This window comes from Flavobacterium sp. (assembly GCF_040382755.1).
Classification (GTDB): Bacteria; Bacteroidota; Bacteroidia; order Flavobacteriales; family Flavobacteriaceae; genus Flavobacterium.
In genome coordinates this window covers 1-15,503 of record NZ_JBEIET010000045.1, presented here as the reverse complement: position 1 = coordinate 15,503, position 15,503 = coordinate 1, and the positions used below count along the sequence as shown (strand labels likewise).

Here is a 15,503-nt window from a genome sequence, read left to right as displayed (position 1 = left end):
TACGATTATTGCGTTGTCAAATAAAATGACTTACAACACCTATAAAACCAAAAAGTTTATTGCGTTATTTAATTCTAAATATCCTGTAAAACTGGATAATAATGATGTAGGTGGTGCTAATGAATAAGAGTTACTGATTTACAAATTTGAATGCAATCGTAGCAATATTCGCATTTAAACCATCGGTTCTTTCGTAATGATTGAATCTGAAATCGATGTTTTTTAATCCAAATTTCCAAATTTTTGCAGCGGTGAATATGTCGGTATACGTAAATCCGGCGCCATATTGGTTGGCGTTAAATGTAGACAAGTCAAAATCTGAAGTATAGAATTTTTCCGTAGAAAGATGTTGTTCAAAAGGTGCGAAATATTTAGACTGCATCTGCGTATAATATCTATACATTGGAAAAATGGTAAATTTATCAGATACTTTCACAGGAATTTCAATAGAAGCTGTATGTGCTTGTATGTCCCAATCGTCTGAATAATAGCGGTAATACGTTCTAAAAACAACTTTCTCGTTTAAGTAATAATTTAATCGTGCACCAATAGGCAATTTAAAACGAGTATTTGGTAAACGTTCAATATCATCCGCTAAGCGATATACATCACTATTTGAAGGGTTTTCGTAATTTGAAATACTTGCAGGATTTCCAATATAATAATTGGGTTTATCTGCAAAATAGATTCTATGATACGGTGTGGATAACATTCCATCTTGTTTTAAGATATCGAAAAACACAGAAAACTGAAACTTTTTGGTTAACACTTGAGAAAAACCAAATGAAGCCGAATACGAGTTTCTGCCCACAGCACTCCATTTTGTGAATGTATTTGGTAAATAAGCCGAAGAAATAGCACCACTTTGATTGTATACCGTTACACCAGCAAAATAACCATTACTCTGAAAACCAGAGCCAAATTTACCAAACTCACTCAATTCAGTTGGGTAAATAGGGCGCCATTGGTCTAAATAAGCATTAACTTTTAAAGAGACTTCTGAATTTTTATCATTAAATAATTTCGAAATGCCTCCTCCAAAACCAATTGAAGTATAATCGTATTCATTTGAAAACGCCACATCGGCATTCCAAATGAAATTTCTATCGTCGCTACTATGACTGTAATTGGCATTTATGGCAGCCAACACATCACTTTGTGAAGCACCTGAAGATGCTTGCCAAGGTGAACCTGTCGGACCTGCAGCCAATGCAGCAGCAGCTACTCTATCGTCATCATCTCCACCACCACCTCTGGAAGCCCCTGAAGCATTAAACGGATTGATATTACTTGACGAAGCCGAGGTATAAGCAGAAATTCCACTATCAATTGTCAAAATATCATCTTCATTTAAAGGCATAGCAATTACTATGTTGGCTGTAGCATTGGTTAATTTTTCTGAACCAATTCCACCACCTACAGAAGAATGCTTACCGTCTTGTTTGTAATAACTGGATAAAAAATCGATTTCAGTAGTTTCTAAAACACGTTTTTTAAATACAATGGTGCTATCTTTTTTTTGTTGCGCGTACGATAAAAACGTACATAAACTTAGGGCGAATACTATTTTTTTCATCTTTATAAATTAATTACAACCGCAACCACCACCCGATTTTCCACCATTGGCACCAGCAGCCGCTTCACGATACACTTGAAAAGACGTTTCGTAACGTTCTGAAGCACGAGCAGATAATTTCATATCTACATCGTTGATTTTTTCTTTTTCGTACTCTTTAACCGAATTACACGATTGGAACACCAAAAGCAACACCGTTAATATTAATAACTTTCTCATATTTTATTTATTTACAAACCAATTAAGGATTGCTTTTATTCATATTTTTTAATGTCAATTCCTTTTGAAGTGAATATTTTACCCTTATCATCCACAATAATGCACTCAATGCCTTTTAGTTGATTGATTAAGTTCAACCCTACCTCTACACCCAATACAAAAACGCCTGTTGCCAATGCATCTGCAATTTCTGTTTGCTTAGCAAATACCGAAACACTTACTATGCCAGTTGCCGGATATCCAGAACGCGGGTCAATTATGTGCGAATAGCGAATATTATTAAACGTGACATATTTTTCATAACTACCAGACGTTTCCACAGCGCTATCAATCAAAGGAAATGTAGCGAATACTTTATTTTTATTTACAGGATTTACGATACCAACCGTCCAAGGTTTGCCATCAATCTGACTTCCCCAAGTGTTTATATCGCCAGAAACATTTACAATTCCGGCAGTACAACCTTTGGCTTGAAGTACTTCTTTCACTTTATCGGCAATGTAGCCCTGACCAATACCGCCAAGTCCTAATTTCATTCCTGCATCATTAAGGAAAATCGTTTTGTTTTTGGTATCTAAAATTATTTTTTCGTAACCAATTCGTTCTACTGATTTTTTAATCGCTTCAGGCGAAGGCATTTCTTTCATCGAACCATCAAATTTCCAAATCTTATCCATTGACGCATACGAAATATCAAAAGCACCATCGGTTAATTTTGATATTTTAAGGGCACGTTCTACCAATTCAAATACTTCGTTATTGACTTTAATAGGCACTATACCTGCATTCTGATTTACTTGTGAAATTTGTGTAGTCGGAATCCAATCTGAAATTAAATTTTCAATTCGTTTTACTTCATTTACAGCTGAATTGATATAAAAATTTCCTTCAACCGTATCTTTGGCTACTACAGTAATTTCAAACGGACTGCCCAATAAAGCGTACTTTTTCTTGTGCGTAATTTGAGAAAAAGCAGTTAATGTTCCTAAAAACAAAAAGAGACAAAATTTCAATTTCATTAGTTTACCATCGCATTTAAAAGTTGTACATATTCTGTAGGCGATACGTTCTTATAGCCAGTAATTCCTAATACTTTACCAGTAGCGTCTAACAAAACTACCAATGGGAAATTACCTTCTTTATTATATTTTTCGGCTAATTTTTTATTACTTTCTGTTTGTTCTGCAGATAAAGCATTTCCTTTTTTCTTTGGAAAATCGGCTTTTAACAATACCCATTTCTTTTCTGCTTCAGTTTTAAAAACATCAGATTGAAAAATGGTTCTGTCTAATTTTATACAAGGTGCACACCAATCAGATCCTGAAAAGACCAATAGAATATTTTTATTCGAAGATATTGCTTCCGTTTTGGCCGCATCTAAAGAAGTAGTCCAATTTTGAGCAAAAGAAATTGTAGCTGAAAATATAAATGCAAATAGAATTATTTTTTTCATGGCTTTTAAGAATTGTTTAATGTTTATTTATAACACAAATATACGAATTTTATTGCTTGCTGGCTTTGTAAGTATATTATTTTTTTGTTATATAATTACGTGATAAAAGGGTTCAGAAAATTAATACTTAAGAATAAAAGAAAATTTGCTAATTTTGCAAAAAAAAAGAAACCATGATTTTACCTATATACGGATATGGCGAAGCTGTTTTAAGAAAAGTTTGCGAAAACATTACACCAGAATATCCAAACTTAACCGAAACACTAAGCAACATGTATGAAACCATGTACAATGCTTATGGCGTTGGTTTGGCAGCACCTCAAGTAGGTTTAGCCATCCGATTATTTGTAATTGACACTACCCCTTTTGCAGATAGCGACGAAGTTACTAAAGAGGAATCCGAACAATTAAAAGGATTTAAACAAACGTTTATTAATGCTAAAATTTTAAAAGAAGAAGGTGAAATTTGGGCGTTTAATGAAGGCTGTTTAAGTATTCCCGATGTGCGTGAAGACGTTTTGCGTCATGAAACCATTACTATTGAATATTACGATGAAAACTTCGAGAAGAAAACAGAAGTTTACAACGGATTGATTGCCAGAGTAATACAACACGAATACGATCATATTGAAGGCGTTTTGTTTACCGACCATTTATCTATGTTAAAGAAAAAATTAGTAGGTAAGAAACTTCAAAATATTATGGAAGGCAAAGCCAGACCTGATTATAGAATGAAATTTGCCAACTTAAAAATCAAATAAATCGGACCTAAAAATTTTATGTTTTATTTTAGATTTTCAAATTGGAAATTCATTTTTTAAAATATATATTTGCTCACATTTAAATTATAACCCATGAGTTTTCAAAAAATATTAGCCATTTCTGGGAAGCCAGGATTATACGAATTAAAAGTACAAACTCGTTCAGGATTTGTGGCGGAATCTTTATTAGATGGTAAAAAAATTACTGTAGGATTAAGAAGTAACGTAAGTTTATTATCTGAAATTGCGGTGTTTGCATACAATGATGAAGTAAAGTTAATTGACATTTTCAAAGCCATTGCTACAAAAGAAAACGGAGAAGCAACCATTTCGCACAAAGAAACAGACGACAATTTAAAAAGCTATTTCCGTGAAATTTTACCAGAATATGACGAAGACCGTGTATACACTTCGGATATTAAAAAAATATTCAATTGGTATAATATTTTACAACCTAAAGGCTATGTGACTTTAGACGCTTTAAATGCAGAAGTAAAAGAAGAAACCGCTGAATAAACTTTTTCAGTTAAAAATATACATCCATCCCATGCTTTAGTAGTGTGGGATTTTTTTTTATCTTTGACACAAGGGTTTTGGGTATTGGGTAATGGGTAATGGGTAATGGGTGAAGGGAAAAATCTAAAAAATCTAAAAAATCTAAAAATCTAACCAGTCTAAAAATCTAATAATCTAACTAGTCTAACTAATCTAAAAATCTAACCATGAACACAAGAGCCCAACAACTACAAGCCTTTGAAAGATTACTGGATATTATGGACGATTTACGTGAGAAATGTCCGTGGGATAAAAAGCAAACGTTAGAAAGCTTACGTCATCTTACCATAGAGGAAACCTATGAATTGGGTGATGCCATTTTAGATAATGATTTACCTGAAATTAAAAAAGAACTGGGCGATTTGTTACTACATATTGTGTTTTATGCAAAAATAGGTTCGGAAACAAATGATTTTGACATTGCCGATGTGGCCAATAGCATTTGCGATAAACTAATAGACCGCCATCCGCATATTTATGGCGATGTGGTGGTGGAAAACGAAGAACAAGTAAAACAAAATTGGGAAAAGCTGAAATTAAAAGAAGGCAGAACTTCGGTGTTAGAAGGTGTACCAAAAAGTTTACCTGCATTAGTAAAAGCCAGCAGAATTCAAGATAAAGTAAAAGGTGTAGGATTCGATTGGGAAGAAACCCATCAAGTTTGGGAAAAAGTAGAAGAAGAAATTGCCGAATTACAAGTGGAAATAGCCGCAAATAATCAGGATAAAATGGAAGCCGAATTTGGCGATGTGTTATTTTCTATGATTAACTACGCCCGCTTTTTAAACATCAACCCAGAAGATGCCTTAGAACGCACCAACAAAAAATTCATCAAACGCTTTCAGTATTTAGAAAGTAAAGCCAGCACATTAGGCAAATCACTATCAGATATGACCTTAGCCGAAATGGATGTGTTTTGGGAAGAAGCGAAGAAGGTTTAGGGTGAAGGGTATGAGGTGTTAGGTATGAGGGAAAATGTAATAATTTATTAAACCATTCTCAATTCTGAAAGTCTAAACTTATATTTTTCTATATTTAACAATCGAAAAAAATCATATTATGAGAATCAAAATACTACTTATTAGCTCTATATCCGTTTTTCTTTCTTGCAGCAACAGCGACGAAAATCCTGCTACAAATTCAAATCCAATACCACCAAACGAGGCAATGTATTTCCCACCAATTACAGGCAACACTTGGGAAACCAAAACTCCTGAAAGTTTGGGATGGAACACGGCTAATATTTCTGCACTTGACACCTACTTAACCGAAAAAAACACCAAAAGTTTTATTGTTTTGCACAACGGAAAAATTGTTTTAGAAAAGTATTACAACGGACATACTGCCACTACCCCTTGGTATTGGGCAAGTGCAGGAAAAACGCTAACTTCAACAGTTACAGGGATAGCAGCACAAGAAGGTTTTATAAACATAAACAACAAAGTATCTGATTATATAGGAACGGGCTGGACGAGTGCGCCTTTGGCTAAGGAAAACCAAATTACTTGTAAGAATTTATTAAGTATGAATTCTGGGTTAAACGATGCCTTAGGCGATACGGTTACACCCAATAATTTACAATACGTAGCCGATGCAGGCACCCGATGGGCGTATCATAATGTCTATGTAAAATTACAAGATGTGGTAGCCACTGCCACCAACCAAACCTGGGACAATTACTTTAACAACAAATTACGCAACCCAATTGGTATGACTGGCGCTTGGGTAACAGATCCAACGGCATTAAGTGTGTATTGGAGCAACAGCCGAAGTATGGCGCGTTTTGGCTTACTGGCTTTAGCCAATGGCAATTGGAATGGTACACAAATTATCAATACAAATTATTTGAATGCTGCCACTACAATTTCTCAACCTATTAATTTAGCGTACGGCTATTTGTGGTGGCTAAACGGAAAAAGCAGCTTTCATCTTCCTCAAAGTCAATTGCAATTTAATGGTAGTATCATCGCTACCGCCCCGGCAGATATGTATTGCGCATTAGGCAAAAACGACCAAAAAATATACGTAGTGCCTAGCCGCAAATTAGTCATTATCCGAATGGGCGAAGCCGCTGATAGTAGTAACTTGGCGCTTTCTAATTTTGACGAAGTACTTTGGCAGAAGATTAATGCGGTGGTGAATTAGATTTTGGACTTCTTAGATGTCTTAGATTGTTAGACTTCTTAGATTTTTTAGATGATAGAGAATAGACTATAGAGTAGAGACTTTTTCCTTTGTACTTTGTACTTTTTACTTTTTACTTTTTACTTTTCACCTCCCCCTTCACCCTTCCCCCTTCACCCTTCACCCTTCACCCTTTACCCTTTACCCAACACCCTTTACCCAACACCCTTTACCCAACACCCTTCACCCAAATCCCAAATCCCTCCCCAAATACAGCATGTTGTTGTAGTATTAATTTTACAAAAAAATTTTACATTTTTTTTCGACCTTTGTAATGCAGGTCAGGATAGTGTTCCGGAGCATTTCCAAGAGGCAAAATTCATTTAATTAATTTAATACCTAAAAAAAATGGCAATTAAATTTAAGATTCTTGCAAAGAAGAATCCTCAGGACATCACAGCGCCTGAAAAGTATTATGCAACATCGGTTGCGAATGGTGAAACTACGTTAGAGTCGTTAGCCGAAATGATTGCGTACCAATGTACCTTAACGGACACGGATTGTTACGCTGTTTTACGTTCTTTAGAGCGCAATATGCTAATGGAACTTAGCCAAGGCCGAATTGTAAAATTAGGGCACGTAGGTACGTTTCAAGTAAGCGTAAGTGCAAACGGACAAGATTTTGAAGAAGATGTTACGGCAACGGACATCAAGAAAAGTAGAATTTTGTTTCGTCCAGCTAAAAAGCTGAAACAAATGTTAGGTACTTTAAGTTACCAAAAAGCGAGTTAGACACCCGCAATTTAGGCTAAAAGCCTTTGAAAGCCTCGATCGTTCCCGCGTTCGGGGCTTTTTTTGTTTGGTTTTTACTTCAAATTGCACCGGTCGAGTTTTTTAACTCGACCTGACGAGTTGAAAAACTCGACTTGTTACGTTGAAAAAAAGCACCAATAAAATATAAAAAGGAAAAACAACCGAAAAACAGACCCAAAATACCCGATATTTATGACAAAAAAGCATAAAAAAAGCTCAAAAAAATAGAGTTAGACACCCGCTTTTGAGCTAAAATTCCTTCGAAAGCCTCGAATAGTTCCCGCTATTCGTATCGAAATTATGGGGTAAATATATACATTTTTTTTACAGAACAGTAAAGTTTTTTTTTCTTTTTACTTATTTTCTTTTTCCTTTCACCTTTTTCCTTTTTTCTTCCACCCAGAACCTTTTACTCAGCCTGTAGAAAAAATTCTACAGAGAAAAGTGATTATTAATATTTAACTTTGAAATGAGCAAAACATCTAATAATTACTTTGTAAAAAATACGGTTTTTGTACAAGATAAAACTAATGCGACTATTCGATAGGGAATGTCAATTTTAGATTACTTAGTGTAAAACAAAGTAGTTAGTTTTATGAAATATAACTTGATGATTGGGAAGTATATACAGCTAAAAAATAAATAAATTATGATTGCACACGAATATTTTTCACCTTTTGGAACCGCATTTGTTAAGTTAGAATTTGAATGTGATAATTGTCACAACATTATAAAAACATATGGATTTGGTGTTCCTCCTCCAAATTTTATGGCTGATAAAGCAAGTGATTCATATAACTCAAACGAAGATTATACAGTTTGCGACCATTGTGGTAAAGAGTATAATATAGAAGTAAATGCTGGTTATGCAGATGGTTATGTAGAAATTTATGAAATCGATGATAAAACTTTGATTAAGATAACTGAAATTGACGAAGAATATGATGAATATATTGATGAACAGATAGAAACTTATTTATATACTTCAAATTTTTTAAATATTTTTGATACTGAAATAAAAAAACTTAAAGATTTAAATAATTTAACAATTGGAGATATTGAATTAGAAAAAACATTAAGAAGGCAAATTTATTCTGGTAGCATTACGTGTTTAGAAGATTACCTTTCTACAACGTTAATAAACAAAGTTTTAAATGACGATGAGTTATTTAAAAGATTTGTTAGAACATTTAAAAACATAAAAGACAGAAAATTTAGTTTAGGAGAAATTTTTGAAAAACACGAACAACTAAAAGATATTGTAAAAAAAGAACTTCTCGATATAATTTTTCACGATTTAGCAAAAGTTAAAGGAATGTATGAAGATACATTTGAAATAGAATTTCCTATTATTGAAGAAGTGGCTAAAATTGTTTCTAATCGCCATAATATGGTACACCGAAATGGAAAAGACAAAGATGGTAATGAAATATTAATCGATAAGGACAGTGTTGAAAAAGTAATTGAAAAAGTTGAAGTATTTATTCATTCAGTTGACGAATTAATAAACTAAAAGCACTACAGCAAAACGCCGTTTGACAACAAGGCGGGTTTAGGGCTAAATTTAAAGTTGGTTTTGTGTATGAAAGTTCAGTCTTTAATCGAAAGATTAGACTTATTTATTCCGACACATCGCCAAGCTGCCAAACGTTCAAGGCAATCCTAAAAACCATAAATTTAATAACTTATGATGAGAAATATCACAATAAAAAATCCACTTTCAATAATTGCAGTTTTTTCAACAATAACTGAAGGTTTATGTATTTATGGTTTACCAAATCTAACAGAAAAAAATCAAGACATATTTGTTTGGTTTATAATTTGTTTTCCAACAGTTTTAATTACAATTTTCTTTTTAACTCTTAATTTTAATCATAGCGTACTTTATGCTCCGAGCGATTTTATTGGAGTTGATAAGGATACAACTAAAAAGTTTTTCAAGACAAATAAATATATCGGTGGACAAAAAGAAAATAAAGAATTAAAAGACAAACAAAAAACAGAAATAGATAAACCTATTTTATCAAAAGTAAAATCAGAAATAAATGTCGACGAATTTCTTAAAAACTCTTCTATAATAGGTGTATTTGCACTATATGCAGTTTCATTGTCAAAAATCAAAGAAAAACCTTTCAATATAAATCAACTTTGTGATGAAGTATCCCTTTTGACTGGAGATTACACAGTAGGATATTTAATTGCCTCTTCTTCATTGGGATTGTTTAGCAGAACCAACTATTCAAAAAAATGGGTAATTGTAGAATATAATGGTATTCTAATGAATAAAATAGAAAATGAAGTTGAAAATAGGATTAATAATAATCCAAAAGAATTAGAATATTTAAAGTCGCAGAAAAAAGCTATTGAAGAATTTTTTGCTTAAGATTATAAAGAACTGCTAATTAAAACATATGTTTTGCAACGCCGCGCAAAGTCTCCCAATTTTGAGGATTAAAAAAAAAGGTAACAATATAAATTGTCAAGAGACTTTGCGTAGCGTAGATTTCATTTTAATTAAAAAAATTAATACAATAGCTTTATGCAAAAACGATAATTTAATATGGAAAACATAAAAACGCTTTTTGATTTAACCAAATTACCAACAAAATTTTTCTTTTTGTTTTCAGTTTTATCTGGATTTATATTGTTTGCAGAAGAAACTCTATTAAAAAAAGTACATCTTGAAAAATTGAATGATTCAAATGGATGGATTATTGGATTGATTTTCATATCTACGTTGGGTTTAGTTTTAGTAAATTTTGTTATGTGGCTGTTTAAAAAAATTACTAATAGAATAGAGTTTTTCAAGATAAAAAAAGATTATATCAAACGTTTAAGAAATCTTGATGAATACGAAAAAGCAGTCTTAAGAGAATTTTATATTACACAAAAATCTTCGATTGAAGTACCAATGGATGATTCTACTGTAGTTGGATTGATTCGAAAAAAAATAATTTTTGTAAATCAACAGTTTGGTAATGGATTTATTATGAACGGTATGGATGTTGCAGTTTCTATGAGTAAATATGTTGAAAAAAATTTAAAATTAGAAGACATTAATTTTAAAGAAAATATGACTGAAGACGAAATCCATTTCATAAAATCAAATAGACCAAAATGGACAGAAAATTATTGGAGATAAAAAAAGTAACATCTGCACCCCCACCCGAATCCTTTCGCGTGATAACTAAAAAAACCCAACCCTATGAAATAAAAAACAAACACGACAAAACACCCTTTTTTGCCCCCAGTATAAAAGTACAATTCGTTTTATGTCGTTCCAAATCTACCTAATTACTAACCTAAATCTGTATATGTGATGCCTCTACTGCTGCTTGTACAGAGACGCATATGCAACCAAATGAAATACAAAAACATACGAGAAGAAGAACTTAAAAACAAAGTGGGTGCCGACTGGTTCGCCACTTTTGATACTACAGAAATACTTGGTAATATCGACTTTACCGTCTTTCCAAAACAATATGATTTAAACGGCAGAACCCCTTTGCTTTGGGCGGAAGCCAAAACGGGCAACTTCGATATTCCTACTATGTTTGTCCAATTGATTTTGACCATTGGTAAAGCGCGAACCTTTGACAAAACCATGCCGCCGGCGTTTTTAGGCGCGTTCGATTTTAAGAAAATTGCCTTTGTGCCGTACATCAATATTTCGGATATTTTTTATATGAATGATTTCAATTGGAACGTAACGCCAAGCAATCACGAAACCAAAGAATTCCTATTGATTAAAGAGCGAATTGAGTCCATTCTCAACAAAAACACCTATGTGTACGACTACGAAAAGGACGAAAAAGAACTACAAACCTTCATTAAAAATAATGTAGCCAAAGCCACAACCACCAGCAAATTAAAGATAGATAAAAACAATTTTATTCCCATTTATTTGCGATGGCTCGAAGTGGTGAAACCCATTATCGATGTCAACTGGGACGACTTGAAACAGGCGAATATTATGGACAGTGATTTTTACCTTGCCGACTTATTTGTAGACGACAAAGACACGCAGGCGCTGGAAGATGATTCGAGCATACGCGATAATTTGTTTGTGGTGTTTCAAAACCAAGGCTATAAAATTGCCAAGGAAAACATCAAACAAATGTTTGACGCGACTATTAACCTAAAAAACAAAGAAGCCTATTTGCAGTTTTGGAAACGCTACAAACGACCGCCTTTAAAAGAGTTTCAAGATTACATTATTGAGCGTCGGGATTTGTTGGTGCCGCAAGACATTCGCGAACGAAAAGGGGCGTTTTTTACCCCAAGAAAATGGGTAGAATTATCCCAAAAATACCTCACCGATTATTTGGGACAAAACTGGCAAGACGACTATTATATTTGGGATTGCGCCGCAGGAACAGGTAATTTATTAGCGGGTTTAACCAACAAATACCACATTTATGCCAGCACGCTCGACCAAGCCGACATTAGCGTAATGCACGAACGTATTGATGGTGGTGCCAATTTGCTTAAAAACAACGTGTTTCAGTTTGATTTTTTAAACGACGATTTTAGCAAACTACCCCAAAGCTTACAAGACATTATTAACGACGAAGAAAAACGCAAGAAGTTGGTGGTGTATATTAATCCGCCGTATGCTGAGGCTGGAAATAAACACACTATTTCTGGTACGGGTGAACATAAAGAAAATACTACAAATAACAATATAACACATACTAAATATAAAAAAGTTATTGGCAAAGCCAGTAATGAACTTTTTACACAATTCCTTGCCAGAATTTATGCTGAAATTCCAAACTCAAAAATTGGTATATTTTGTAAATTAAAGAATTTACAGTCGCCAAATTTTAAAGATTTTAGAAGATTTTTTCAGACAAAACTTGAAAAAACATTTATAGTTCCTGCTGATACATTTGATAATGTAAAAGGAATTTTTCCAATAGGTTTTTTTATATACAATTTAGAAATTCGAGATATATTTTCAGAAGTTGAATCAGATATTTTTAATAAAAAAGGTGAATATATTGGTATAAAGAAATTATATTCTCCAGATAATTCAAGAGGATTTATTAATAATTGGATTAAAAAATATAAAAGAACAAATGAAGTTTCCGAAATAATTGGTCAAATAGGAGTTGCTCGAAACGATATGCAAAATAAAAGCTTATGTTATATTGCAATTACGGCTGGAAGAGGTTTAAATATTTCAAGAAATACAATATTTTTTGATTCAATTTTTTTAACTGTCCAATCAAGTATAAATGCTTCTTGGCTTAACGACCGTGATCCATTTTTTTATCCTAATGATAATTGGCAAACTGATATTGAATTTCAAAATAATTGTTTGACATATTCACTTTTTGATGGTCAAAATAGAATTACAAGTAAAGACGGCACCAACCACTGGATTCCGTTTACGGAGTATGAAGTCAATGCCCAAGACAAGTTTGCCAGCAACTTTATGACTGATTTTATGAAGGGGAAAATAGCCTCCCCCAGCCCCTCCGAAGGAGGGGAGCAACCAACGTTGTTTCAACAAACAGCTCCAACTCCCCCTTCGGGGGCTGGGGGGCTTGTTTTCTCGGAAGAAGCCCAAGCCGTTTTCAATGCTGGTAGAGCATTATGGACCTATTATCACACCCACCCTTCGACAAGCTCAGGGTACGGTGGGACAAGCTCAGGGTACGCGACAAGCTCAGGGTACGGTGGTGAGTCAAAACCCTACAACGTAAACGCCAGTTTGTACGACATCCGCGAGTACTTCCAAGGCAGAAACGAAAAAGGCAGAATGAATTCCAAAAGCGATGATGCTACGTATATGGAATTAATCGGCAACCTACGCGCACAACTCGCCATCCTCGCGGATGCCATTAAACCGAAAGTGTATGCGTATGGGTTTTTGAAGGAGTAGCTTCGAGAGCCTCAGCTACCCTCGAGATTTGATGGTGGCTTCGAGAGCCTCAGCCACCATTGGGTGGGGATGGTGGCTTCGAGAGTTGATGGTGGCTTCGAGAGCCTCAGCCACCATCGAGAGCCTCAGCCGCCATCTTGTATTGTTGCCTGAAGTACCGCGTTATTGTTGCCTGAGGTTCTCGAAGGCAGCAATATATGAAGGCAGCAATAAATAAAAGCAACTAATAAATACATTTATGAAAGGATATATGTACATTTTACTTTGTGCTAACGGAAGTTATTATACTGGAAGTACAATTGATTTAGAACGAAGATTGGCAGAGCATCAAAATGGTGAAGGGGCTAATCATACTAAAAAACATTTACCTGTTACTTTGGTCTATTATGAAGAATATGCAAGAATTGATACCGCATTTTATCGCGAAAAACAAGTACAAGGCTGGAGCAGAAAAAAGAAAGAAGCTCTAATTGAAGGTAATAGCAATTTACTACCAGAATTAGCAAAAGCGTATAGGGATTTAGGAAAATAATATGATGGCTTCGAGAGTTGATGGTGGCTTCGAGAGCCTCTGCCACCATCGAGAGCCTCAGCCATCGTGATATTGTTGCCTGAGGCACTCGAAGGCAACAATATATGAAGGCAACAATAAAACTTTAAAACAAAACTTTAAGTTTTTTTTATAATTATATATTTTGGCTACTGCAATATATTTAGTTTATTTGTTATTAGTACTAGTTATGGCGTTAGAACCATAGCAGCAATATAAAAAAAATATAAACTAAAATTCACATTATGAAACATATGAAAAAAATCTTGTTAACCTTGTTTTTAGCAGCGGTTGTGGTGAGTAGCGTAGTGGTTGCCAACAACGATAGTAAAAAGGAAACTTCTAAAAAAGCAATACAAAAACCACTTACTGCTGAAGAAATGAAAGCGGCACGTAAAAAATGGGAAGCTACACCAGATGGTATTGCATACAAAAAATGGGAAAACTCCCCAGAAGGTAAAAAAGTAAACGCCAGTTACGAAAAAGTAAAAAAGCACTTTAAAGATTACAGCGATATGGAAGCGGTGGTTACTTCAGTTACGTTTCAGCGTGAAAATGCACAATCAGGTGGTCCAAAATGGCTTATCGTAGAAATTGAGGGCGAAACTTATATGATGCAATTTATTCCAAAAGAATTTGAGCAACTTAAAAGTCTAAAAGTAAACGATAAAATAACTGTAAGAAGTCGCAACGCAGGATTTTCGCATAATCATCCGTATTTAATACTTTCTGGCGACTATATTGCAAAAGACAATAAAGTACTTTTTAAACGTGTGTTTAATAAAAATAATCGTTGTTAAATAATTAAAGGGATTAGCATAAAAAAAGGGTTTTCAACTTTGAAAACCCTTTTTTTTTATCCTAAAATCTGACTGGCGTGTACTTTGGTTTTCACATCAGTAATGATATCAGTTATAGTAGCGTTTTCGTCTATTATAAACGTGGTTCTATGAATACCGTCATATTCTTTACCCATAAACTTTTTAGGTCCCCAAACGCCAAAGGCTTCAATCACAGATTTGTCTTCGTCTGCCAATAAGGCAAATGGAAAGCTATATTTTTCTTCAAATTTCTTTTGGGCTTTGGCACTATCGGCACTCACGCCTATCAATTCGTAATTATTAGCTTGAAAACGTTCGTAATTGTCTCGTAAATCACAAGCTTCAGCGGTGCAACCCGGCGTATTGGCTTTCGGATAAAAGAATACTACTAATTTTTTTCCTTTATAATCTGCTAAGGAATGTTGTTTTCCGTTTTGGTCGGTTCCTGAGAAACTTGGTGCGGTATCGCCTACTTTTAAATGTGTCATAATTTTGGGTGTTGGGTGTTGGGTTAAAGGTTTGTGGTTTATTGTTTATTGTTTATTGTTTATTGTTTAGTTATTTGGGTTTTGGAATTTGGAATTTGAGTTTTGGAATTTGTTATTGCTATTGTTATTGATTTTTGATATTGTAATTGCTATTGATTAACTTTACCACATCAAATATACAAAAATGACTAAAAAAGAGCGTGCAACATTTGTTATAAATACGTTAAACGATTTGTATCCTGAAATTCCGATT

At 34.0% G+C, this 15,503-nt stretch carries 16 protein-coding genes; 11 read left to right on the top strand and 5 right to left on the bottom strand.

The window, feature by feature from the left end; translation table 11 throughout:
* Window positions 1-130: 130 nt before the first annotated feature.
* From ABWO04_RS05995 to ABWO04_RS05980, 4 genes are read right to left on the bottom strand one after another with little or no spacing between them, the layout of a single operon-like run.
* Window positions 131-1,576, bottom strand: coding sequence for a DUF3570 domain-containing protein (locus ABWO04_RS05995; protein WP_353078234.1), 1,446 nt, complete (start codon window positions 1,574-1,576; stop codon window positions 131-133).
* A gap of 9 nt (window positions 1,577-1,585) precedes the next feature.
* A complete protein-coding gene (locus ABWO04_RS05990; RefSeq protein ID WP_353078232.1) occupies window positions 1,586-1,795 on the bottom strand; it encodes a DUF4266 domain-containing protein in 210 nt (69 codons plus the stop codon).
* A 35-nt stretch (window positions 1,796-1,830) separates the two neighbouring features.
* Window positions 1,831-2,814 carry an FAD:protein FMN transferase gene (locus tag ABWO04_RS05985; RefSeq protein WP_353078230.1) on the bottom strand — a complete coding sequence of 328 codons (984 nt, stop codon included), beginning with the start codon at window positions 2,812-2,814 and terminating at the stop codon, window positions 1,831-1,833.
* Entirely contained in the window at window positions 2,814-3,248 is a 435-nt protein-coding gene (locus tag ABWO04_RS05980) for a thioredoxin family protein (protein WP_353078228.1), read from the bottom strand. Before ABWO04_RS05980 ends, ABWO04_RS05985 begins: the two co-directional genes overlap by 1 nt.
* A 173-nt stretch (window positions 3,249-3,421) precedes the next feature.
* On the opposite strand from ABWO04_RS05980, the gene def reads away from it, so the two are divergent.
* The 11 genes from def to ABWO04_RS05925 all read left to right on the top strand — a co-directional run bounded on the left by def (window position 3,422) and on the right by ABWO04_RS05925 (window position 14,741).
* Window positions 3,422-4,009, top strand: coding sequence for a peptide deformylase (def, locus tag ABWO04_RS05975; RefSeq protein ID WP_353078226.1), 588 nt, complete (start codon window positions 3,422-3,424; stop codon window positions 4,007-4,009).
* Window positions 4,010-4,102: 93 nt separating this feature from the next.
* Entirely contained in the window at window positions 4,103-4,525 is a 423-nt protein-coding gene (locus ABWO04_RS05970; RefSeq protein WP_353078224.1) for a DUF5606 family protein, read from the top strand.
* Window positions 4,526-4,731: 206 nt separating this feature from the next.
* Window positions 4,732-5,505 (top strand): nucleoside triphosphate pyrophosphohydrolase, encoded by a 774-nt coding sequence (mazG, locus tag ABWO04_RS05965; RefSeq protein ID WP_353078222.1) that lies wholly within the window; start codon window positions 4,732-4,734, stop codon window positions 5,503-5,505.
* Window positions 5,506-5,623: 118 nt separating this feature from the next.
* Entirely contained in the window at window positions 5,624-6,709 is a 1,086-nt protein-coding gene (locus tag ABWO04_RS05960; protein WP_353078220.1) for a serine hydrolase domain-containing protein, read from the top strand.
* A 387-nt stretch (window positions 6,710-7,096) separates the two neighbouring features.
* Window positions 7,097-7,480: an HU family DNA-binding protein gene (locus ABWO04_RS05955; protein WP_353078218.1), complete on the top strand. Its 384-nt coding sequence runs from the start codon at window positions 7,097-7,099 to the stop codon at window positions 7,478-7,480.
* 670 nt (window positions 7,481-8,150) lie between these two features.
* Window positions 8,151-9,014, top strand: a complete 864-nt coding sequence (locus tag ABWO04_RS05950; protein WP_353078216.1) for a hypothetical protein — start codon at window positions 8,151-8,153, stop codon at window positions 9,012-9,014.
* A 174-nt stretch (window positions 9,015-9,188) separates the two neighbouring features.
* Window positions 9,189-9,884 carry a hypothetical protein gene (locus ABWO04_RS05945; RefSeq protein ID WP_353078214.1) on the top strand — a complete coding sequence of 232 codons (696 nt, stop codon included), beginning with the start codon at window positions 9,189-9,191 and terminating at the stop codon, window positions 9,882-9,884.
* 177 nt (window positions 9,885-10,061) lie between these two features.
* Window positions 10,062-10,643 carry a super-infection exclusion protein B gene (locus tag ABWO04_RS05940; protein ID WP_353078212.1) on the top strand — a complete coding sequence of 194 codons (582 nt, stop codon included), beginning with the start codon at window positions 10,062-10,064 and terminating at the stop codon, window positions 10,641-10,643.
* A 219-nt stretch (window positions 10,644-10,862) separates the two neighbouring features.
* A complete protein-coding gene (locus tag ABWO04_RS05935; RefSeq protein WP_353078210.1) occupies window positions 10,863-13,391 on the top strand; it encodes a hypothetical protein in 2,529 nt (842 codons plus the stop codon).
* 238 nt (window positions 13,392-13,629) lie between these two features.
* A complete protein-coding gene (locus ABWO04_RS05930; protein WP_353078208.1) occupies window positions 13,630-13,923 on the top strand; it encodes a GIY-YIG nuclease family protein in 294 nt (97 codons plus the stop codon).
* A gap of 263 nt (window positions 13,924-14,186) precedes the next feature.
* Entirely contained in the window at window positions 14,187-14,741 is a 555-nt protein-coding gene (locus ABWO04_RS05925; RefSeq protein WP_353078206.1) for a hypothetical protein, read from the top strand.
* Window positions 14,742-14,797: 56 nt separating this feature from the next.
* Here the strand turns inward: ABWO04_RS05925 and bcp are convergent, their stop codons facing one another.
* Window positions 14,798-15,250 (bottom strand): thioredoxin-dependent thiol peroxidase, encoded by a 453-nt coding sequence (bcp, locus tag ABWO04_RS05920; RefSeq protein ID WP_353078204.1) that lies wholly within the window; start codon window positions 15,248-15,250, stop codon window positions 14,798-14,800.
* Window positions 15,251-15,503: the final 253 nt, after the last annotated feature.

Coding starts and splice junctions, on each gene's coding strand:
- ABWO04_RS05995 (WP_353078234.1), bottom strand. CDS start 1,576: ATGAAAAAAATAGTATTCGCCCTAAGTTTATGTACGTTTTTATCGTAC.
- ABWO04_RS05990 (WP_353078232.1), bottom strand. CDS start 1,795: ATGAGAAAGTTATTAATATTAACGGTGTTGCTTTTGGTGTTCCAATCG.
- ABWO04_RS05985 (WP_353078230.1), bottom strand. CDS start 2,814: ATGAAATTGAAATTTTGTCTCTTTTTGTTTTTAGGAACATTAACTGCT.
- ABWO04_RS05980 (WP_353078228.1), bottom strand. CDS start 3,248: ATGAAAAAAATAATTCTATTTGCATTTATATTTTCAGCTACAATTTCT.
- def (WP_353078226.1), top strand. CDS start 3,422: ATGATTTTACCTATATACGGATATGGCGAAGCTGTTTTAAGAAAAGTT.
- ABWO04_RS05970 (WP_353078224.1), top strand. CDS start 4,103: ATGAGTTTTCAAAAAATATTAGCCATTTCTGGGAAGCCAGGATTATAC.
- mazG (WP_353078222.1), top strand. CDS start 4,732: ATGAACACAAGAGCCCAACAACTACAAGCCTTTGAAAGATTACTGGAT.
- ABWO04_RS05960 (WP_353078220.1), top strand. CDS start 5,624: ATGAGAATCAAAATACTACTTATTAGCTCTATATCCGTTTTTCTTTCT.
- ABWO04_RS05955 (WP_353078218.1), top strand. CDS start 7,097: ATGGCAATTAAATTTAAGATTCTTGCAAAGAAGAATCCTCAGGACATC.
- ABWO04_RS05950 (WP_353078216.1), top strand. CDS start 8,151: ATGATTGCACACGAATATTTTTCACCTTTTGGAACCGCATTTGTTAAG.
- ABWO04_RS05945 (WP_353078214.1), top strand. CDS start 9,189: ATGATGAGAAATATCACAATAAAAAATCCACTTTCAATAATTGCAGTT.
- ABWO04_RS05940 (WP_353078212.1), top strand. CDS start 10,062: ATGGAAAACATAAAAACGCTTTTTGATTTAACCAAATTACCAACAAAA.
- ABWO04_RS05935 (WP_353078210.1), top strand. CDS start 10,863: ATGAAATACAAAAACATACGAGAAGAAGAACTTAAAAACAAAGTGGGT.
- ABWO04_RS05930 (WP_353078208.1), top strand. CDS start 13,630: ATGAAAGGATATATGTACATTTTACTTTGTGCTAACGGAAGTTATTAT.
- ABWO04_RS05925 (WP_353078206.1), top strand. CDS start 14,187: ATGAAACATATGAAAAAAATCTTGTTAACCTTGTTTTTAGCAGCGGTT.
- bcp (WP_353078204.1), bottom strand. CDS start 15,250: ATGACACATTTAAAAGTAGGCGATACCGCACCAAGTTTCTCAGGAACC.